Source organism: Pseudomonas sp. 2VD (genome assembly GCF_005503585.1).
GTDB classification, from domain to species: Bacteria; Pseudomonadota; Gammaproteobacteria; order Pseudomonadales; family Pseudomonadaceae; genus Pseudomonas; species Pseudomonas aeruginosa.
Genome location: NZ_SCND01000090.1, coordinates 1 through 17,534 on the forward strand (window position 1 = coordinate 1; position 17,534 = coordinate 17,534).

Genomic DNA, 17,534 nt, shown 5'->3' on the forward strand with positions numbered 1-17,534 from the left:
ATCAAGATGGTTGTCACCCTGATCGCTCCGATCGCCATGGAAGATGGCCTGCGCTTCGCGATCCGCGAAGGCGGCCGTACCGTTGGCGCCGGCGTGGTTGCCAAGATCATCGAGTAATCGCTGATCCTGCCATCAGAAAAGGGGCCCTTCGGGGCCCCTTTTTCGTTCGTTGGTTAAATATTGACACCCTGTGGGGGCATCCGTACAATTGCGCCTCCTTTTAACGGGCGTAGTCCGTCCGTTGGGAATGGTAAATTGGAGTCTGAGGTCAAATGCAAAACCAACAAATCCGGATTCGGTTGAAGGCTTTTGACCATCGCCTGATCGATCAATCAACCCAGGAAATCGTGGAAACCGCGAAACGTACTGGTGCTCAGGTGCGTGGTCCAATCCCTCTGCCGACCCGCAAGGAACGTTTCACCGTGCTGATCTCTCCGCACGTCAACAAAGATGCGCGTGATCAGTACGAAATTCGTACACATAAGCGTGTACTGGACATCGTCCAGCCGACGGATAAAACCGTCGATGCGCTGATGAAGCTCGATCTTGCTGCAGGCGTTGAAGTACAGATCAGCCTCGGCTAATGCCTTCGGCATTGGTCGTGTAACGCTCTGAAATGGGCGGCCATAGCGGGTGAAAGCCCCGTACACTCAAGAGGTTTACAACATGACAATTGGTGTTGTCGGTCGTAAATGCGGCATGACCCGCATTTTCACCGAGGAAGGTGTCTCTATTCCGGTTACGGTCATCGAGGTCGAGCCGAATCGCGTCACCCAGTTCAAGACTGAAGAAACCGATGGCTACCGTGCAGTGCAAGTCACCGCCGGCGAGCGTCGTGCTTCTCGCGTTACCAAAGCGCAAGCTGGTCACTTTGCCAAGGCGAATGTCGCCGCCGGTCGCGGCGTGTGGGAATTCCGTCTGGGCGAAGAGCAGTATGCCGCTGGTGACCAGATCACTGTCGATCTGTTCCAGGCAGGCCAGATGGTAGACGTTACCGGCGAGTCCAAGGGTAAGGGCTTCGCGGGCACCATCAAGCGCTGGAACTTCCGTGGTCAGGATAACACCCACGGTAACTCCGTTTCCCACCGCGTCCCGGGTTCCATCGGCCAGTGCCAGACTCCTGGTCGAGTGTTCAAGGGCAAGAAAATGTCCGGTCATCTGGGTGCGGAGCGGGTAACCGTTCAATCCCTGGAGATCGTGCGCGTCGATGCTGAACGCAATCTGCTGCTGGTCAAGGGTGCCGTTCCCGGCGCTACCGGCGGTGATGTGATCGTGCGTCCGGCAGCCAAGGCTCGCGGTTAAGGGGGAAGCTGAGATGCAATTGAATGTGAACGGCGCTCAGGCTATCGAAGTCTCCGAGCGTACCTTTGGTGGCGAATTCAACGAGACCCTGGTGCACCAGGCAGTCGTGGCCTACATGGCTGGCGGCCGTCAGGGCAGCAAGGCGCAGAAGACTCGCTCCGAAGTCTCTGGTGGTGGCAAGAAGCCGTGGCGTCAGAAGGGCACCGGTCGTGCTCGCGCTGGCACCATCCGTAGCCCCATCTGGCGTGGGGGCGGCACCACTTTCGCCGCTAAACCGCGTAGCCACGAACAGAAGCTGAACAAGAAGATGTACCGCGCAGCACTGCGCTCCATCCTTGCCGAGCTCGTTCGTCTGGACCGTCTGGTCGTCGTTGCCGACTTCGCTGTCGATGCACCGAAAACCAAGGGCCTGGTTGCCAAGCTGGACACCCTGGGTCTGAAAGACGTGCTGATCGTGACCGATGGTGTCGACGAGAACCTGTACCTCGCTGCGCGCAACCTGGCGCACGTCGATGTACGTGATGTCCAAGGTTCCGACCCCGTCAGCCTGATCGCCTACGACAAGGTGCTGGTCACCGTGTCCGCCGTGAAGAAGTTCGAGGAGCTGCTGGGATGAACCAGGAACGCGTATTCAAAGTGCTGCTTGGTCCGCACATCTCCGAGAAAGCCACGGGTCTCGCGGACGGCAAGAGCCAATTCGTTTTCAAGGTTGCCACCGATGCAACCAAGCTGGAAATCAAGAAGGCCGTAGAAAGCCTGTTCAGCGTGAAGGTACAGCGCGTCACTACCCTGAACGTCAAGGGTAAGACCAAGCGCACCGCTCGCGGTCTGGGCAAGCGTAACGACTGGAAAAAAGCGTACATCGCTCTCCAGCCGGGCCAAGATCTCGATTTCGCCACCAGCGCTGAGTAAAGGGGTGCATCATGGCAATCGTTAAGTGCAAACCGACTTCCGCTGGTCGTCGCTTTGTCGTCAAGGTGGTGAATCAGGAGCTGCACAAAGGCGCTCCCTACGCACCGCTGCTGGAAAAGAAATCCAAGTCTGGCGGCCGTAACAACAACGGTCGTATCACCACCCGTCATATCGGTGGTGGTCACAAGCAGCACTACCGTCTGGTCGACTTCCGTCGCAACAAGGATGGCATCCCTGCCATCGTTGAGCGCGTCGAATACGATCCGAACCGCACTGCACACATCGCTCTGCTGAAGTATGCAGACGGCGAGCGTCGCTACATCATCGCCCCCAAGGGCGTTGCTGCAGGTGACCAGCTGATCTCCGGTATCGGTGCGCCGATCAAGGCAGGCAACAGCATGCCTCTGCGCAACATCCCGGTGGGTAGCACTGTTCATGGTATCGAGCTGAAGCCGGGTAAAGGCGCTCAGATCGCTCGCTCCGCTGGCGCTTCCGCCCAGCTGGTCGCGCGTGAAGGTGCGTACGTAACCCTGCGTCTGCGCTCCGGTGAAATGCGTAAAGTCCTGGCTGAGTGCCGTGCGACCCTGGGCGAAGTCTCGAACTCCGAGCACAGCCTGCGTTCGCTGGGTAAAGCCGGTGCTACGCGCTGGCGTGGTGTTCGCCCGACCGTTCGCGGCGTGGCGATGAACCCGGTCGACCACCCGCATGGTGGTGGTGAAGGCCGTACCTCTGCTGGTCGTCATCCGGTATCGCCGTGGGGTCTTCAGACCAAGGGTAAGAAGACTCGCTCGAACAAGCGTACCGATAACATGATCGTCCGCCGCCGCAAGTAAATAGAGGGATACCACAGTGCCACGTTCACTGAAAAAAGGTCCGTTTATCGATCTTCACCTGTTGAAGAAGGTCGAAGTCGCGGTGGAAAAGAACGACCGCAAGCCGATCAAGACCTGGTCGCGTCGTTCGATGATTCTGCCGCATATGGTTGGTCTGACCATCGCCGTGCACAACGGCCGTCAACACGTACCGGTTCTCGTCAACGAGGACATGGTCGGCCACAAACTGGGCGAGTTCGCCGCTACCCGCACCTACCGCGGGCATGCTGCGGACAAGAAAGCCAAGCGTTAAGGGGTAAGGAAGATGGAAGTAGCCGCTAAGCTGTCGGGCGCTCGTATCTCCGCCCAGAAAGCCCGCTTGGTCGCCGACCAGATCCGCGGGAAGAAGGTGGGCGAAGCGCTCAACCTCCTGGCTTTCAGCAGTAAGAAAGCCGCCGAGATCATGAAGAAAGTGCTGGAGTCGGCCGTTGCCAACGCTGAGCACAACGAAGGCGCCGATGTGGATGACCTGAAGGTCTCCACCGTCTTCGTCAACGAAGGTCGTTCGCTCAAGCGCATCATGCCGCGTGCCAAAGGCCGTGCTGATCGCATCGTGAAGCGGTCTTGCCATATCACGGTCAAGGTTGCGGACAAGTAACGGAGTCGACAGATGGGTCAGAAAGTACATCCCAATGGCATTCGCCTGGGTATCGTCAAGGAGCACACCTCCGTTTGGTACGCAGACCGCAAGAACTATGCGGATTACCTGTTTGCCGACCTGAAGGTGCGTGAGTACCTCCAAGACAAACTAAAAAGCGCGTCCGTAAGCCGTATCGATATTCATCGTCCGGCTCAAACCGCACGCATCACCATCCACACCGCTCGTCCCGGCATCGTGATCGGCAAGAAAGGTGAAGATGTTGAGAAACTGCGCCAGGACCTGACCAAGCAAATGGGTGTGCCCGTGCACATCAACATCGAGGAAATCCGCAAGCCGGAACTCGATGCCATGCTGGTTGCGCAGAGCGTAGCCCAGCAGCTGGAGCGTCGCGTAATGTTCCGTCGCGCCATGAAGCGCGCCGTACAGAACGCCATGCGCATTGGTGCCAAGGGCATCAAGATTCAGGTCAGCGGTCGTCTGGGTGGGGCTGAAATCGCCCGTACCGAATGGTATCGCGAAGGTCGTGTGCCCCTGCACACCCTGCGCGCCGATATCGACTATGCCACCTACGAAGCGCACACCACTTACGGTGTGATCGGTGTCAAGGTTTGGATCTTCAAGGGCGAGGTCATCGGTGGCCGCCAGGAAGAGCTGAAGCCGGTAGCACCCGCTCCTCGTAAAAAAGCTGCTAGGTAAGGAGTACGCAAATGCTGCAACCCAAGCGTACGAAGTTCCGCAAACAAATGACCGGCCACAACCGTGGTCTGGCTCATCGTGGTAGTAAGGTCAGCTTCGGTGAGTACGCACTGAAGGCCACTAGCCGTGGCCGCCTTACTGCTCGTCAGATCGAGTCCGCGCGTCGTGCGCTGACCCGTCACGTGAAGCGTGGCGGCAAGATCTGGATCCGCGTATTCCCTGACAAGCCTGTCACCAAGAAGCCCCTCGAAGTTCGTATGGGTAAAGGTAAGGGTGGGGTCGAGTACTGGGTAGCCCAGATCCAGCCGGGCAAGGTCCTGTACGAGATCGAGGGTGTTTCCGAAGAGCTGGCGCGTGAGGCTTTCGCCCTGGCTGCTGCAAAGCTGCCCCTCGCCACCTCCTTTGTTAAGCGGACGGTGATGTGATGAAAGCGAATGAACTTCGTGAAAAATCCGTTGAGCAGCTGAACGAGCAACTGCTCGGCCTGCTGCGCGACCAGTTCAATCTGCGCATGCAGAAAGCAACTGGCCAGTTGGGGCAGTCTCACCTGCTCTCGCAGGTTAAGCGCGACATCGCTCGCGTTAAAACTGTGCTCAATCAGCAAGCAGGTAAGTGATCATGGCTGAAGCTCAGAAAACCGTCCGTACGCTGACCGGCCGCGTCGTCAGCGACAAAATGGACAAGACCGTCACCGTACTGATCGAGCGTCGCGTCAAGCACCCGATCTACGGCAAATACGTCAAGCGTTCGACCAAACTGCACGCACACGACGAATCCAATCAGTGCCGCATTGGTGACCTGGTCACCATTCGCGAAACCCGTCCGCTGGCCAAGACCAAGGCCTGGACCCTGGTTGATATCGTTGAACGCGCGGTGGAAGTCTAAGGACTAGGGGTCGGAGAAATTATATGATTCAGACTCAATCCATGCTCGATGTCGCTGACAACAGCGGCGCGCGTCGTGTGATGTGCATCAAGGTGCTCGGCGGTTCCCACCGCCGTTACGCCGGCATCGGCGACATCATCAAGGTCACCGTCAAGGAAGCGATTCCGCGCGGCAAAGTGAAGAAGGGCCAGGTCATGACTGCCGTGGTCGTTCGCACCAAGCACGGCGTACGTCGTACCGACGGTTCCATCATCCGCTTCGACGGCAACGCCGCCGTCCTGCTGAACAACAAGCAGGAGCCGATCGGCACCCGTATCTTTGGGCCAGTGACTCGTGAACTCCGTACCGAGAAGTTCATGAAGATCGTCTCGCTCGCCCCCGAAGTGCTGTAAGGAGTAGCCGTCATGCAAAAGATTCGTCGTGACGACGAAGTAATCGTCATTGCCGGCAAGGACAAGGGCAAGCGTGGCAAGGTGCTGAAGGTTCTCGCTGACGACCGTCTGGTCGTCGGCGGGGTGAACCTGATCAAGCGCCACACCAAGCCCAATCCGATGCTCGGCCAACAGGGCGGTATCGTCGAGAAGGAGGCGCCTCTGCACGTCTCCAACGTCGCCATCTTCAATACTGAAACCAGCAAGGCTGATCGCGTTGGCTTCAAGGTAGAAGACGGTAAGAAAATTCGTGTCTTCAAGTCGACCCAGAAACCGGTTCAGGCTTGAGGCTGCTAGGTAGATCACCATGGCACGATTGAAAGAAATTTATCGGAAGGAAATCGCGCCCAAGCTGAAAGAAGAGCTTCAGCTGGCGAACGTGATGGAAGTTCCGCGCGTTACCAAAATCACCCTGAACATGGGTCTTGGCGAGGCGGTCGGTGACAAGAAGATCATCGAGAACGCCGTAGCCGATCTGGAAAAGATCACTGGTCAGAAGCCGGTCGTGACTTACGCTCGTAAGTCCATCGCAGGCTTCAAGATCCGTGAAGGCTGGCCGATCGGCGTCAAGGTCACCCTGCGTAGCGACCGGATGTACGAGTTCCTGGATCGTCTGCTGTCCATCTCCCTGCCGCGCGTGCGTGACTTCCGCGGCCTGAATGCCAAGTCCTTCGATGGTCGCGGCAACTACAGCATGGGCGTGAAAGAGCAGATCATCTTCCCGGAAATCGATTACGACAAGATCGATGCGCTGCGTGGCCTGGACATCACCCTGACCACCACCGCTCGTACGGATGACGAAGGTCGCGCCCTGCTGCGTGCTTTCAAATTCCCGTTCCGTAACTGATTGGAGTAGGAACATGGCTAAAGAGAGCATGAAGAACCGCGAGCTGAAGCGTCAGCTGACGGTAGCCAAGTACGCCAAGAAGCGTGCCGAGCTGAAAGCGATCATCGCTAATCCGAACTCCTCTGCGGAAGAGCGTTGGAATGCCCAAGTCGCCCTGCAGAAGCAACCGCGTGACGCCAGCGCCAGCCGCCTGCGTAACCGTTGCCGCCTGACCGGTCGTCCGCACGGCTTCTACCGCAAGTTCGGCCTGAGCCGTAACAAGCTGCGCGAAGCCGCCATGCGCGGCGACGTACCGGGTCTGGTGAAAGCCAGCTGGTAATCGCAGCGAACGGTGTCGCCAGTCGGCACCGTTGATCGCGACATCGAATCAAGCCCCTCATGGGGCTTGATTCGTTTTGGCGCGATCTCTAGAATACCCGGCTCCCCTGAGCCTGGGTTTGTTTCGCCTGGCGTTTATGGGCGAATTGAAGTTGAAGGCTTATTCTTTTGTATCAGGAGCGTTAAGCCCATGAGTATGCAGGACCCGTTAGCAGACATGCTAACTCGCATCCGTAATGCCCAGATGGCTGAAAAGACCGTCGTAAGCATGCCGTCCTCGAAACTGAAAGCGGCGGTAGCCAAAGTCCTGAAGGACGAAGGCTATATTGCGGATTTCCAGATCAGCTCGGAAGTAAAACCCCAGCTGTCCATCGAACTGAAGTACTTCGAAGGCAAGCCTGTCATCGAAGAGGTCAAGCGCATCAGCCGTCCTGGCCTGCGTCAGTACAAATCCGTTGAGCAACTGCCGAAAGTTCGTGGCGGCCTCGGTGTGTCGATCGTCTCCACCAACAAAGGTGTGATGACCGATCGTGCTGCCCGTGCTGCTGGTGTTGGCGGCGAAGTGCTCTGCACTGTGTTCTAAGGGGAATCAGCATGTCTCGCGTTGCTAAGAACCCCGTCAAGCTGCCTGCCGGCGTTGAAATCAAACTGGCTGGTCAGCAACTGTCCATCAAGGGCGCCAAAGGTGCTCTGGAGCTCAAGGTCCATCCTTCGGTCGAAGTGATCCAGGACAGCGGTGAGCTGCGTTTTGCTGCGCGTAACGGCGACCAGCAGACTCGCGCCATGGCTGGTACCACCCGTGCTCTGGTGAACAACATGGTAGTCGGCGTCAGCCAGGGCTTCGAGCGCAAGCTCCAGCTGGTCGGCGTTGGTTACAAAGCGCAGGCCAAGGGCCAAGTGCTGTCCCTGTCCCTCGGCTTCTCCCATCCGGTTGATTACGAACTGCCGGCCGGCATCGTCGCTGAGACCCCCAGCCAGACCGATATCCTGATCAAGGGTATCGACAAGCAGCTGGTCGGTCAGGTTGCTGCCGAAATTCGCGACTTCCGTCCGCCGGAGCCTTACAAAGGCAAGGGCGTGCGTTACGCCGACGAAGTCGTCCGTCGTAAAGAAGCCAAGAAGAAGTAGGGCATAGCAAATGAGCGTCAAGAAAGAAACCCGTCTGCGTCGCGCTCGCAAGGCACGCCTGAAGATGCGCGAGCTGGAAACCGTACGCCTCTGCGTGTACCGCTCTTCCCAGCACATTTACGCCCAGGTCATTGCGGCCGACGGCGGCAAGGTCCTGGCCAGCGCCTCGACCCTGGACAAAGACCTGCGCGAAGGTGCCACCGGCAACATCGATGCAGCCAAGAAAGTTGGTCAACTGGTCGCCGAGCGCGCCAAAGCGGCCGGCGTCACCCAGGTGGCGTTCGATCGTTCTGGCTTCAAGTACCACGGCCGTGTGAAAGCGCTGGCTGATGCCGCTCGTGAAGGCGGACTGGAGTTCTAAGTTATGGCAAACAACGAGCAAAAGCGCGACGAAGGCTACATCGAGAAGCTGGTTCAGGTTAACCGCGTCGCCAAAACCGTAAAAGGTGGCCGTATCTTCGCTTTCACCGCACTGACCGTGGTGGGTGATGGCAAGGGTCGCGTTGGTTTCGGTCGTGGCAAGGCGCGTGAAGTGCCGGCCGCCATCCAGAAAGCAATGGAAGCCGCTCGCCGCAACATGATCCAAGTGGATCTGAACGGCACCACCCTGCAGTATCCGACCAAGTCCGCCCATGGCGCCTCCAAGGTGTACATGCAGCCGGCTTCGGAAGGTACCGGCATCATCGCCGGCGGCGCCATGCGTGCCGTTCTGGAAGTGGCTGGTGTGCAGAACGTCCTGGCCAAGTGCTATGGCTCCACCAATCCGGTGAACGTGGTTTACGCCACCTTCAAGGGCCTGAAGAACATGCAGGCTCCGGAAGCAGTAGCGGCCAAGCGTGGCAAGAGCGTCGAGGAGATTCTCTAACCATGGCAACTGTCAAAGTCACTCTGGTCAAGAGCCTGAACGGCCGTCTGGCCAACCACAAGGCTTGCGTCAAGGGTCTCGGCCTGCGTCGCATCAATCATACCGTCGAAGTTCAGGACACTCCTGAGAACCGCGGCATGATCAACAAGGCCTACTACCTGCTGCGTGTGGAGGGTTAATCCATGCAACTGAACGATCTGCGTTCCGCGCCGGGTGCCCGTCGCGAAAAGCACCGTCCGGGCCGTGGCATCGGTAGCGGTCTGGGCAAGACCGGTGGCCGTGGTCACAAAGGTCTGACCTCCCGCTCCGGTGGCAAGGTCGCTCCGGGCTTCGAGGGTGGTCAACAGCCTCTGCACCGTCGCCTGCCGAAGTTCGGCTTCGTTTCCCTGAAGGCCATGGATCGTGCTGAAGTGCGCACCTCCGAACTGGCCAAGGTCGAAGGCGACGTCGTCAGCCTGCAGACCCTGAAGGATGCCAACCTGATCAACCAGCACGTACAGCGCGTCAAAGTCATGCTGTCCGGCGAAGTTGGTCGTGCGGTCACCCTGAAAGGTATCGCCGCCACCAAGGGTGCGCGTGCGGCTATCGAAGCAGCTGGCGGTAAATTCGAGGACTAAATGGCTAAGCAAGGTGCTCTCTCTGCGCTAAGCAACGGCGGTCTGTCCGAGCTCTGGGCACGTCTGCGTTTCCTGTTCCTGGCGATCATCGTCTATCGGATCGGCGCGCACATCCCAGTTCCGGGCATCAACCCCGATCGCTTGGCGGCACTGTTCCGGCAGAACGAGGGGACCATTCTTAGCCTCTTCAACATGTTTTCCGGCGGCGCGCTGGAGCGCATGAGTATCTTTGCACTGGGGATCATGCCGTACATCTCGGCTTCGATCATCATGCAGCTCATGACCGCTATCAGCCCGCAGCTGGAGCAGTTGAAGAAAGAGGGTGAGTCTGGGCGTCGCAAGATCAGCCAGTACACCCGCTACGGTACTGTAGTCCTGGCACTGGTCCAGGCCATCGGCATGTCCGTTGGCCTGGGCAGCCAGGGCGTAGCCTTCTCCAACGACTTCGGCTTCTACTTCGTGGCTGTCACCACCTTCGTGGCTGGTGCCATGTTCATGATGTGGCTGGGCGAGCAGATCACCGAGCGCGGTGTCGGCAACGGCATCTCGATGTTGATCTTCGCTGGTATCGTTGCAGGCCTGCCGCGCGCCATCGGTCAGTCTTTCGAGTCTGCCCGTCAAGGTGACATCAACATCTTCGCCCTGATCGGCGTCGGCCTGCTGGCCGTGGCGATCATCGCGTTCGTGGTGTTCATCGAGCGTGGCCAGCGTCGCATCGCGGTGCATTACGCCAAGCGCCAGCAAGGCCGCAAGGTGTTTGCAGCGCAGACCAGCCATCTGCCGTTGAAGGTGAACATGGCGGGTGTGATTCCCGCGATTTTCGCCAGCAGTATCCTGCTGTTCCCGGCGTCCCTGGGCTCCTGGTTCGGTCAGTCGGAAGGCTTGGGTTGGTTGCAGGACGTCGCGCAAGCGATCGCTCCGGGGCAGCCGCTGAACATCTTGCTGTTCACTGCAGGGATCGTTTTCTTCTGCTTCTTCTATACAGCGCTGATGTTCAACCCGAAGGACGTGGCGGAGAACCTCAAGAAGTCCGGTGCATTTATTCCGGGCATCCGTCCGGGCGAACAGTCCGCTCGCTACATCGATGGCGTGCTGACCCGTTTGACCATGTTCGGTGCTCTGTACATGACGGCTGTCTGCCTGCTGCCCCAGTTCCTGGTGGTTGCGGCGCACGTGCCGTTCTATCTTGGCGGGACCTCGCTGTTGATCGTGGTCGTGGTTGTCATGGACTTTATGGCCCAGGTGCAATCTCACCTCGTTTCTCACCAGTATGAATCCCTGATGAAGAAAGCCAACCTGAAGGGCTACGGCAGCGGCATGCTGCGCTGATAGACCCGTAAGGTTCGAGGAGTTGGTGATGAAAGTTCGTGCATCGGTCAAGAAGCTGTGCCGTAACTGCAAAATCATCCGTCGCGATGGCATCGTGCGGGTGATCTGCAGCGCGGAACCGCGTCACAAGCAGCGCCAAGGCTGATTGTGATCCACGCGTGATAACCCGGCAGCTAGTGTGCTGCCGGGTTGATTATTTGCTATTACAGCGCTAATATCCGCGCCCTTTCTTGGCTTCCTGGGCGCAGGGTAGCTGTCAATTGGAGTTTTTCTGAATGGCCCGTATTGCAGGCGTCAACATTCCGGATAACAAGCACACTGTTATCTCGCTGACCTACATCTATGGTGTTGGTCGCACTACTGCTCAGAGCATCTGCGCAGCCACCGGCGTAAACCCGGCTGCCAAGATCAAGGACCTGAGCGACGAGCAGATCGATCAGCTGCGTAACGAAGTCGCGAAGATCACCACCGAAGGTGACCTGCGTCGCGAAATCAACATGAACATCAAGCGTCTGATGGACCTCGGTTGCTACCGCGGTCTGCGTCATCGTCGCGGTCTGCCGGTTCGCGGTCAGCGTACCAAGACCAACGCGCGTACCCGCAAGGGCCCGCGTAAGCCGATCCGCAAGTAATCGCGTAGGAATCTAGTCATGGCAAAACCTGCTGCTCGTCCCCGTAAGAAAGTCAAAAAGACAGTGGTCGATGGGATCGCCCACATCCACGCGTCTTTCAACAACACCATCGTGACCATCACCGACCGTCAGGGCAACGCACTGTCCTGGGCGACCTCCGGTGGTTCCGGTTTCCGCGGCTCGCGTAAGAGCACCCCGTTCGCTGCCCAGGTAGCGGCCGAGCGTGCCGGCCAGGCTGCCCTGGAATACGGTCTGAAGAACCTGGACGTCAACGTCAAGGGCCCGGGCCCGGGCCGCGAGTCCGCCGTTCGCGCTCTGAATGCTTGCGGCTACAAGATCGCCAGCATCACCGACGTAACCCCGATCCCGCATAACGGCTGCCGTCCGCCGAAAAAGCGTCGCGTGTAATAGGAGACAGTGAGAAATGGCTCGTTACATTGGTCCCAAGTGCAAACTGTCTCGCCGTGAAGGCACCGACCTGTTCCTGAAGAGCGGCGCCCGCGCCCTCGACTCGAAGTGCAAGGCTGAAAACGTTCCTGGCCAGCATGGCCAGCGTCGTGGCCGTCTGTCCGACTACGGTCTGCAGCTGCGTGAAAAGCAGAAAGTACGTCGCATCTACGGCGTGCTGGAGCGTCAGTTCCGCGGTTACTACCAGGAAGCTTCCCGTCGCAAGGGTTCTACCGGTGAGAACCTGCTGCAACTGCTCGAGTGCCGCCTGGACAACGTCGTATACCGCATGGGCTTCGGTTCCACTCGTTCGGAATCCCGCCAGCTGGTATCCCACAAGGCCATCACCGTCAACGGTCAGACCGTCAACATCCCTTCCTACCAAGTGAAGGCCGGTGACGTCGTAGCTGTTCGCGAAAAATCGAAGAACCAGCTGCGTATCGCTCAGGCTCTGGAACTCTGTGGCCAGCGCGGTCGCGTCGAGTGGGTCGAAGTCGACCTCGACAAGAAGGCTGGTACCTTCAAGAGTGCTCCGGCTCGCAGCGACCTGTCCGCTGATATCAACGAAAACCTGATTGTCGAGCTCTACTCCAAGTAAGGGCTAGAAAATAGGTGCATCCATGCAGAGTTCGGTAAATGAGTTCCTGACCCCCCGCCACATCGATGTGCAGGTGGTCAGTCAAACCCGCGCCAAGATCACGCTCGAGCCTCTCGAGCGTGGTTTTGGTCACACCCTGGGCAACGCGCTGCGTCGCATCCTGTTGTCCTCCATGCCTGGCTGCGCAGTGGTCGAGGCCGAGATCGACGGCGTACTCCACGAGTACTCGGCGATCGAAGGTGTGCAGGAAGATGTAATCGAGATCCTGCTGAACCTGAAAGGTCTGGCCATCAAGCTGCACGGTCGTGATGAAGTGACGCTGACCCTGGCTAAGAAGGGCTCGGGTGTTGTGACTGCTGCCGATATTCAGCTGGATCACGATGTTGAGATCATCAACGGTGACCACGTTATCGCCAACCTGGCAGACAACGGCGCGCTGAACATGAAGCTGAAGGTAGCTCGTGGCCGTGGCTACGAGCCTGCCGACGCACGTCAGAGCGATGAAGACGAAAGCCGCAGCATCGGCCGTCTGCAGCTCGACGCATCGTTCAGCCCGGTCCGTCGTGTCTCCTACGTGGTGGAAAACGCCCGTGTCGAGCAGCGCACCAACCTGGACAAACTGGTCCTGGACCTGGAAACCAACGGCACTCTGGATCCCGAAGAGGCTATCCGTCGCGCCGCTACCATCCTGCAACAGCAGCTGGCAGCGTTCGTGGACCTCAAGGGCGACAGCGAACCCGTCGTTGAAGAGCAGGAAGACGAGATCGATCCGATCCTCCTGCGCCCGGTCGATGACCTGGAACTGACCGTACGTTCGGCCAACTGCCTGAAGGCGGAAAACATCTACTACATCGGTGACCTGATCCAGCGCACCGAAGTGGAGCTGTTGAAAACGCCGAACCTGGGCAAGAAGTCCCTGACCGAAATCAAGGACGTTCTGGCTTCCCGTGGTCTGTCCCTCGGTATGCGCCTCGATAACTGGCCGCCGGCAAGTCTTAAGAAAGACGACAAGGCCACTGCCTGATCGTCGTAACTACCGAACGTAAAGTTTGGAAAGGAATTGAACCATGCGCCATCGTAAAAGTGGTCGTCACCTGAGCCGCACCAGCGCGCACCGCAAGGCTATGTTCCAGAACATGGCGGTGTCGCTGTTCGAACACGAACTGATCAAAACCACCCTGCCCAAGGCCAAGGAACTGCGTCGCGTTGCCGAGCCGCTGATCACCCTGGCCAAGGAAGACAGCGTCGCCAACCGTCGCCTGGCTTTCGACCGTACCCGTTCGAAAGCTGCCGTTGGCAAGCTGTTCAACGACCTGGGCAAGCGCTACGCCAACCGTCCGGGCGGCTACCTGCGCATCCTGAAGTGCGGTTTCCGCGCTGGCGACAACGCCCCCATGGCGTACGTCGAGCTGGTTGATCGTCCTGTCGGCGGTGAAGTCGTAGAAGCTGCCGAATAAGGCATCTGCTGCACAAGAAACCGGGCCTAGGCCCGGTTTTTTTATTACCTGCCTTAAAGTTTTTATCTATCGGCTCGCTGTCTTTAATAAATTGGATTGCGGGAGGGCTGTCATTCATCCTTAACCTGCTTTTACGAAAAGCTACGTTCGGATAAGCGAGATCAATGCAAAGGGCGCTTGGTTCAGCCGACAGGTTGTCCTCCGCCAATCCCTGGTCCACGCTGATGATTTCCGTGTAGCCGCTTCGCTTCATAGCACGTTAGCCGTTGAGGAGAGAGTAAATGGAAGAGAAGACCCGCCTGACCACTGCCGCTGGCGCACCGGTGGTCGATAACCAGAACGTGCAGACCGCCGGTCCGCGTGGCCCGATGTTGCTGCAGGACGTGTGGTTCCTCGAGAAGCTCGCCCACTTCGATCGCGAAGTGATCCCCGAGCGACGCATGCATGCGAAAGGCTCCGCGGCCTACGGCACCTTCACCGTCACCCATGACATCACCCCCTACACCCGGGCGAAGATCTTCTCCCAGGTCGGCAAGAAGACCGATATGTTCCTGCGCTTCTCCACCGTCGCCGGTGAGCGTGGCGCGGCGGATGCCGAGCGAGACATCCGCGGCTTCTCCATGCGTTTCTACACCGAGCAGGGCAACTGGGACCTGGTCGGCAACAACACCCCGGTGTTCTATCTGCGCGACCCGCTCAAGTTCCCCGATCTCAACCACGTGGTGAAGCGTGACCCGCGCACCAACCTGCGCAATGCGACCTTCAAGTGGGACTTTTTCTCTCACCTCCCCGAGTCGCTGCATCAGTTGACCATCGACTTCAGCGACCGCGGTCTGCCGAAGAGCTATCGGCACATCCATGGTTTCGGCAGCCATACCTTCAGCTTCATCAATGCGAACAACGAGCGCTTCTGGGTCAAGTTCCACTTCAAGACCCAACAGGGCATCGAGAACCTGACCAACGCCGAGGCTGCCGAAGTGATCGCCCAGGACCGCGAGAGTTCGCAGCGCGACTTGTACGAGAGCATCGAGAAAGGCGACTTCCCGCGCTGGAAGATGTACGTGCAGATCATGCCCGAGAAGGAAGCGGCCACCTATCGCTACAACCCGTTCGACCTGACCAAGGTCTGGCCCCACGGCGACTACCCGTTGATCGAAGTGGGCTTCTTCGAGCTGAACCGTAACCCGGACAACTACTTCGCCGAGGTCGAGCAGGCCGCTTTCACGCCGGCCAACGTGGTGCCCGGTATCGGTTTCTCGCCGGACAAGATGCTCCAGGGCCGTCTGTTCTCCTACGGCGACGCCCATCGCTATCGCCTGGGCGTCAACCACCACCAGATCCCGGTGAACGCCGCGCGTTGCCCGCACCAGGTCTACCACCGCGACGGCGGCATGCGGGTGGACGGCAACAACGCCCATCAGCGCGTCACCTACGAGCCGAACAGCTTCAACCAGTGGCAGGAGCAGCCTGACTTTTCCGAGCCGCCGCTGAGCCTGGAGGGCGCGGCGGACCACTGGAACCACCGGGTGGACGACGACTACTACAGCCAGCCGGCCGCGCTGTTCCATCTGTTCACCGACGAGCAGAAGCAGCGGCTGTTCGCCAACATCGCCGAAGACATCCGCGATGTACCGGAACAGATCCAGCGTCGCCAGATCGGCCTGTTCCTCAAGGTCGATCCGGCCTACGGCAAAGGCGTCGCCGACGCCCTCGGCCTGAAGCTGGACTGATGGCCTGATGAGGCCCCCGGCCCCCTTCCTAGGAAGGGGGCTTTTTTATCTGCATTGGCTTGACCCGGATCAGGCGGAGCCGGGAGCATATGCGGCTAGATTCCTAGTTTTCTCCAGGGAGAGCCCCCCGATGCAAGGCCATCCGGAAGTCATCGATTACCTCAACACGCTGCTGACCGGCGAGCTGGCCGCGCGCGACCAGTACTTCATCCACTCGCGCATGTACGAGGACTGGGGCTTCAGCAAGCTCTACGAGCGCCTCAACCACGAGATGGAGGAGGAGACCCAGCACGCCGACGCCCTGCTGCGCCGTATCCTCCTGCTCGAAGGTACGCCGCGCATGCGTCCCGACGATATCCACCCGGGCACCACGGTGCCGGAGATGCTCGAGGCCGACCTCAAGCTCGAGCGCCATGTCCGCGCCGCGCTGGCCAAGGGCATCGCCCTCTGCGAGCAGCACAAGGACTTCGTCAGCCGCGACATCCTCAAGGCCCAGTTGGCCGACACCGAGGAAGACCACGCCTACTGGTTGGAGCAACAGCTTGGCCTGATCGCGAGGATGGGCCTGGAGAACTACCTGCAGTCGCAGATCTGACCCTACCCCGCGGATACGAAAAAGCCCCTGCGCCTCACGGCCGCAGGGGCTTTTTCATGAGCGCCCGGCAATCAGGCGCGATCGCGTTCCAGCAGCGGCTTGAGGAAGTGGCCGGTGTGCGACTGGGGCATCTCGGCCACCTGCTCCGGCGTGCCGTTGGCGATGATCTGACCACCCTTGGAGCCGCCCTCGGGACCGAGGTCGACCAGCCAGTCGGCGGTCTTGATCACGTCCAGGTTGTGCTCGATCACCACCACGGTGTTGCCGTGGTCGCGCAGGCGGTGGAGCACGTCGAGCAGTTGCTGGATGTCGGCGAAGTGCAGGCCGGTGGTCGGTTCGTCGAGGATGTACAGGGTCTTGCCGGTGTCGCGCTTGGACAGCTCGCGGGACAGCTTGACCCGCTGTGCCTCGCCGCCCGAGAGGGTGGTCGCGCTCTGGCCCAGCTTGATGTAGGACAGGCCGACGTCCATCAGTGTCTGCAGCTTGCGCGCCAGGGCGGGGACGGCGTCGAAGAACTCGCGGGCTTCCTCGATGGTCATCTCCAGCACCTCGTGGATGCTCTTGCCCTTGTAGCGGATCTCCAGGGTCTCGCGGTTGTAGCGCTTGCCCTTGCAGACGTCGCAGGGAACGTAGATGTCCGGCAGGAAGTGCATCTCCACCTTGATCACGCCGTCGCCCTGGCAGGCCTCGCAACGGCCGCCCTTGACGTTGAACGAGAAGCGGCCGGGACCGTAGCCGCGCGAGCGGGCCTCCGGCACGCCGGAGAACAGTTCGCGGATCGGCGTGAACAGGCCGGTATAGGTCGCCGGGTTGGAGCGCGGGGTACGACCGATCGGGCTCTGGTCGATGTCGACCACCTTGTCCAGGTGCTGCAGGCCGTCGAACGAGTCGTACGGCGCCACTTCCAGGGTAGTCGCGCCGTTCAGCGCGGTGGCGGTGATCGGGAACAGGGTGTTGTTGATCAGCGTCGACTTGCCGGAGCCCGAGACCCCGGTGATGCAGGTGAACAGGCCGACCGGGATTTCCAGGTTGACGTTCTGCAGGTTGTTGCCGCGGGCGCCTTTCAGCTTCAGCAGCTTCTTCTTGTCGCGCGGGGTGCGCTTGGCCGGAACCGCGATTTTCTTGCGCCCGGAAAGGTACTTGCCGGTCAGCGAGTCGGGGTGGTTCATCACCTGGTCGGGCGTACCTTCCGCCACTACCTGGCCGCCGTGCACGCCGGCCCCCGGACCGATGTCGACGACGTAGTCGGCGAGTCGGATCGCGTCCTCGTCG

The 17,534-nt window shown here is 59.5% G+C and carries 30 protein-coding genes and 2 pseudogenes; 31 read left to right on the plus strand and 1 reads right to left on the minus strand.

Features of this window, described 5'->3' with window-relative positions; all coding sequences use genetic code 11:
* From FFS27_RS12575 to bfr, 31 genes and pseudogenes are all read left to right on the plus strand, one after another.
* Positions 1-117, plus strand: a pseudogene (locus tag FFS27_RS12575) (elongation factor Tu); the annotation flags it as partial.
* 155 nt (positions 118-272) lie between these two features.
* Positions 273-584, plus strand: a complete 312-nt coding sequence (rpsJ, locus tag FFS27_RS12580) for a 30S ribosomal protein S10 (RefSeq protein WP_003103876.1) — start codon at positions 273-275, stop codon at positions 582-584.
* Between the two features lie 82 nt (positions 585-666).
* Positions 667-1,302, plus strand: coding sequence for a 50S ribosomal protein L3 (gene rplC, locus FFS27_RS12585; protein ID WP_003103877.1), 636 nt, complete (start codon positions 667-669; stop codon positions 1,300-1,302).
* Positions 1,303-1,315: 13 nt separating this feature from the next.
* Positions 1,316-1,918: a 50S ribosomal protein L4 gene (gene rplD, locus FFS27_RS12590; RefSeq protein ID WP_003093737.1), complete on the plus strand. Its 603-nt coding sequence runs from the start codon at positions 1,316-1,318 to the stop codon at positions 1,916-1,918.
* On the plus strand, positions 1,915-2,214 hold the full coding sequence (gene rplW / locus FFS27_RS12595; protein ID WP_003093736.1) for a 50S ribosomal protein L23: 300 nt from the start codon (positions 1,915-1,917) through the stop codon (positions 2,212-2,214). Before rplD ends, rplW begins: the two co-directional genes overlap by 4 nt.
* An 11-nt stretch (positions 2,215-2,225) precedes the next feature.
* Positions 2,226-3,047, plus strand: coding sequence for a 50S ribosomal protein L2 (gene rplB / locus FFS27_RS12600; RefSeq protein WP_003103878.1), 822 nt, complete (start codon positions 2,226-2,228; stop codon positions 3,045-3,047).
* Positions 3,048-3,063: 16 nt separating this feature from the next.
* Entirely contained in the window at positions 3,064-3,339 is a 276-nt protein-coding gene (gene rpsS / locus FFS27_RS12605; RefSeq protein WP_003093734.1) for a 30S ribosomal protein S19, read from the plus strand.
* Between the two features lie 12 nt (positions 3,340-3,351).
* A complete protein-coding gene (gene rplV / locus FFS27_RS12610) occupies positions 3,352-3,684 on the plus strand; it encodes a 50S ribosomal protein L22 (RefSeq protein ID WP_003103908.1) in 333 nt (110 codons plus the stop codon).
* Positions 3,685-3,696: 12 nt separating this feature from the next.
* The gene (gene rpsC / locus FFS27_RS12615) at positions 3,697-4,383 is read left to right on the plus strand and encodes a 30S ribosomal protein S3 (RefSeq protein ID WP_003093727.1); all 687 of its coding nucleotides are present in this window, start codon (positions 3,697-3,699) and stop codon (positions 4,381-4,383) included.
* Between the two features lie 11 nt (positions 4,384-4,394).
* Positions 4,395-4,808 (plus strand): 50S ribosomal protein L16, encoded by a 414-nt coding sequence (rplP, locus tag FFS27_RS12620; protein WP_003093723.1) that lies wholly within the window; start codon positions 4,395-4,397, stop codon positions 4,806-4,808.
* On the plus strand, positions 4,808-4,999 hold the full coding sequence (rpmC, locus tag FFS27_RS12625) for a 50S ribosomal protein L29 (protein WP_003093720.1): 192 nt from the start codon (positions 4,808-4,810) through the stop codon (positions 4,997-4,999). The genes rplP and rpmC overlap by 1 nt, the downstream gene beginning before the upstream one ends.
* A gap of 2 nt (positions 5,000-5,001) precedes the next feature.
* On the plus strand, positions 5,002-5,268 hold the full coding sequence (gene rpsQ, locus FFS27_RS12630) for a 30S ribosomal protein S17 (protein WP_003093717.1): 267 nt from the start codon (positions 5,002-5,004) through the stop codon (positions 5,266-5,268).
* 23 nt (positions 5,269-5,291) lie between these two features.
* Positions 5,292-5,660, plus strand: coding sequence for a 50S ribosomal protein L14 (rplN, locus tag FFS27_RS12635; protein ID WP_003093714.1), 369 nt, complete (start codon positions 5,292-5,294; stop codon positions 5,658-5,660).
* A 12-nt stretch (positions 5,661-5,672) separates the two neighbouring features.
* Positions 5,673-5,987: a 50S ribosomal protein L24 gene (gene rplX, locus FFS27_RS12640; protein WP_003093711.1), complete on the plus strand. Its 315-nt coding sequence runs from the start codon at positions 5,673-5,675 to the stop codon at positions 5,985-5,987.
* A gap of 19 nt (positions 5,988-6,006) precedes the next feature.
* On the plus strand, positions 6,007-6,546 hold the full coding sequence (rplE, locus tag FFS27_RS12645) for a 50S ribosomal protein L5 (RefSeq protein WP_003093703.1): 540 nt from the start codon (positions 6,007-6,009) through the stop codon (positions 6,544-6,546).
* A gap of 13 nt (positions 6,547-6,559) precedes the next feature.
* Positions 6,560-6,865 (plus strand): 30S ribosomal protein S14, encoded by a 306-nt coding sequence (rpsN, locus tag FFS27_RS12650; RefSeq protein ID WP_003093701.1) that lies wholly within the window; start codon positions 6,560-6,562, stop codon positions 6,863-6,865.
* Positions 6,866-7,054: 189 nt separating this feature from the next.
* Positions 7,055-7,447 (plus strand): 30S ribosomal protein S8, encoded by a 393-nt coding sequence (gene rpsH, locus FFS27_RS12655; RefSeq protein WP_003093700.1) that lies wholly within the window; start codon positions 7,055-7,057, stop codon positions 7,445-7,447.
* Between the two features lie 11 nt (positions 7,448-7,458).
* Positions 7,459-7,992: a 50S ribosomal protein L6 gene (rplF, locus tag FFS27_RS12660; protein ID WP_003093699.1), complete on the plus strand. Its 534-nt coding sequence runs from the start codon at positions 7,459-7,461 to the stop codon at positions 7,990-7,992.
* Between the two features lie 10 nt (positions 7,993-8,002).
* Positions 8,003-8,353 carry a 50S ribosomal protein L18 gene (gene rplR, locus FFS27_RS12665; protein WP_003093698.1) on the plus strand — a complete coding sequence of 117 codons (351 nt, stop codon included), beginning with the start codon at positions 8,003-8,005 and terminating at the stop codon, positions 8,351-8,353.
* A 3-nt stretch (positions 8,354-8,356) separates the two neighbouring features.
* On the plus strand, positions 8,357-8,857 hold the full coding sequence (gene rpsE, locus FFS27_RS12670; protein ID WP_003093697.1) for a 30S ribosomal protein S5: 501 nt from the start codon (positions 8,357-8,359) through the stop codon (positions 8,855-8,857).
* 2 nt (positions 8,858-8,859) lie between these two features.
* Positions 8,860-9,036: a 50S ribosomal protein L30 gene (gene rpmD, locus FFS27_RS12675; RefSeq protein WP_003093696.1), complete on the plus strand. Its 177-nt coding sequence runs from the start codon at positions 8,860-8,862 to the stop codon at positions 9,034-9,036.
* Between the two features lie 3 nt (positions 9,037-9,039).
* Entirely contained in the window at positions 9,040-9,474 is a 435-nt protein-coding gene (gene rplO, locus FFS27_RS12680) for a 50S ribosomal protein L15 (RefSeq protein WP_003093695.1), read from the plus strand.
* A complete protein-coding gene (secY, locus tag FFS27_RS12685; RefSeq protein ID WP_003093694.1) occupies positions 9,475-10,803 on the plus strand; it encodes a preprotein translocase subunit SecY in 1,329 nt (442 codons plus the stop codon).
* A 28-nt stretch (positions 10,804-10,831) separates the two neighbouring features.
* Positions 10,832-10,948 carry a 50S ribosomal protein L36 gene (gene rpmJ, locus FFS27_RS12690; RefSeq protein ID WP_003093693.1) on the plus strand — a complete coding sequence of 39 codons (117 nt, stop codon included), beginning with the start codon at positions 10,832-10,834 and terminating at the stop codon, positions 10,946-10,948.
* A gap of 130 nt (positions 10,949-11,078) precedes the next feature.
* Positions 11,079-11,435: a 30S ribosomal protein S13 gene (gene rpsM / locus FFS27_RS12695; RefSeq protein WP_003093692.1), complete on the plus strand. Its 357-nt coding sequence runs from the start codon at positions 11,079-11,081 to the stop codon at positions 11,433-11,435.
* Between the two features lie 18 nt (positions 11,436-11,453).
* The gene (gene rpsK, locus FFS27_RS12700; RefSeq protein ID WP_003093689.1) at positions 11,454-11,843 is read left to right on the plus strand and encodes a 30S ribosomal protein S11; all 390 of its coding nucleotides are present in this window, start codon (positions 11,454-11,456) and stop codon (positions 11,841-11,843) included.
* A 16-nt stretch (positions 11,844-11,859) separates the two neighbouring features.
* Positions 11,860-12,480 (plus strand): 30S ribosomal protein S4, encoded by a 621-nt coding sequence (gene rpsD / locus FFS27_RS12705; protein ID WP_003093678.1) that lies wholly within the window; start codon positions 11,860-11,862, stop codon positions 12,478-12,480.
* A gap of 22 nt (positions 12,481-12,502) precedes the next feature.
* Complete coding sequence (locus tag FFS27_RS12710) at positions 12,503-13,504, plus strand: DNA-directed RNA polymerase subunit alpha (protein WP_003093675.1); 1,002 nt, start codon at positions 12,503-12,505, stop codon at positions 13,502-13,504.
* A 43-nt stretch (positions 13,505-13,547) separates the two neighbouring features.
* Positions 13,548-13,937: a 50S ribosomal protein L17 gene (gene rplQ, locus FFS27_RS12715; protein WP_003093672.1), complete on the plus strand. Its 390-nt coding sequence runs from the start codon at positions 13,548-13,550 to the stop codon at positions 13,935-13,937.
* A gap of 281 nt (positions 13,938-14,218) precedes the next feature.
* A complete protein-coding gene (gene katA / locus FFS27_RS12720; RefSeq protein ID WP_003103909.1) occupies positions 14,219-15,667 on the plus strand; it encodes a catalase KatA in 1,449 nt (482 codons plus the stop codon).
* A 130-nt stretch (positions 15,668-15,797) separates the two neighbouring features.
* Positions 15,798-16,262: a bacterioferritin gene (gene bfr, locus FFS27_RS12725; protein WP_003093668.1), complete on the plus strand. Its 465-nt coding sequence runs from the start codon at positions 15,798-15,800 to the stop codon at positions 16,260-16,262.
* Between the two features lie 71 nt (positions 16,263-16,333).
* Here the strand turns inward: bfr and FFS27_RS12730 are convergent.
* Positions 16,334-17,534 (minus strand): annotated as a pseudogene (locus FFS27_RS12730) (ATP-binding cassette domain-containing protein); the annotation flags it as partial.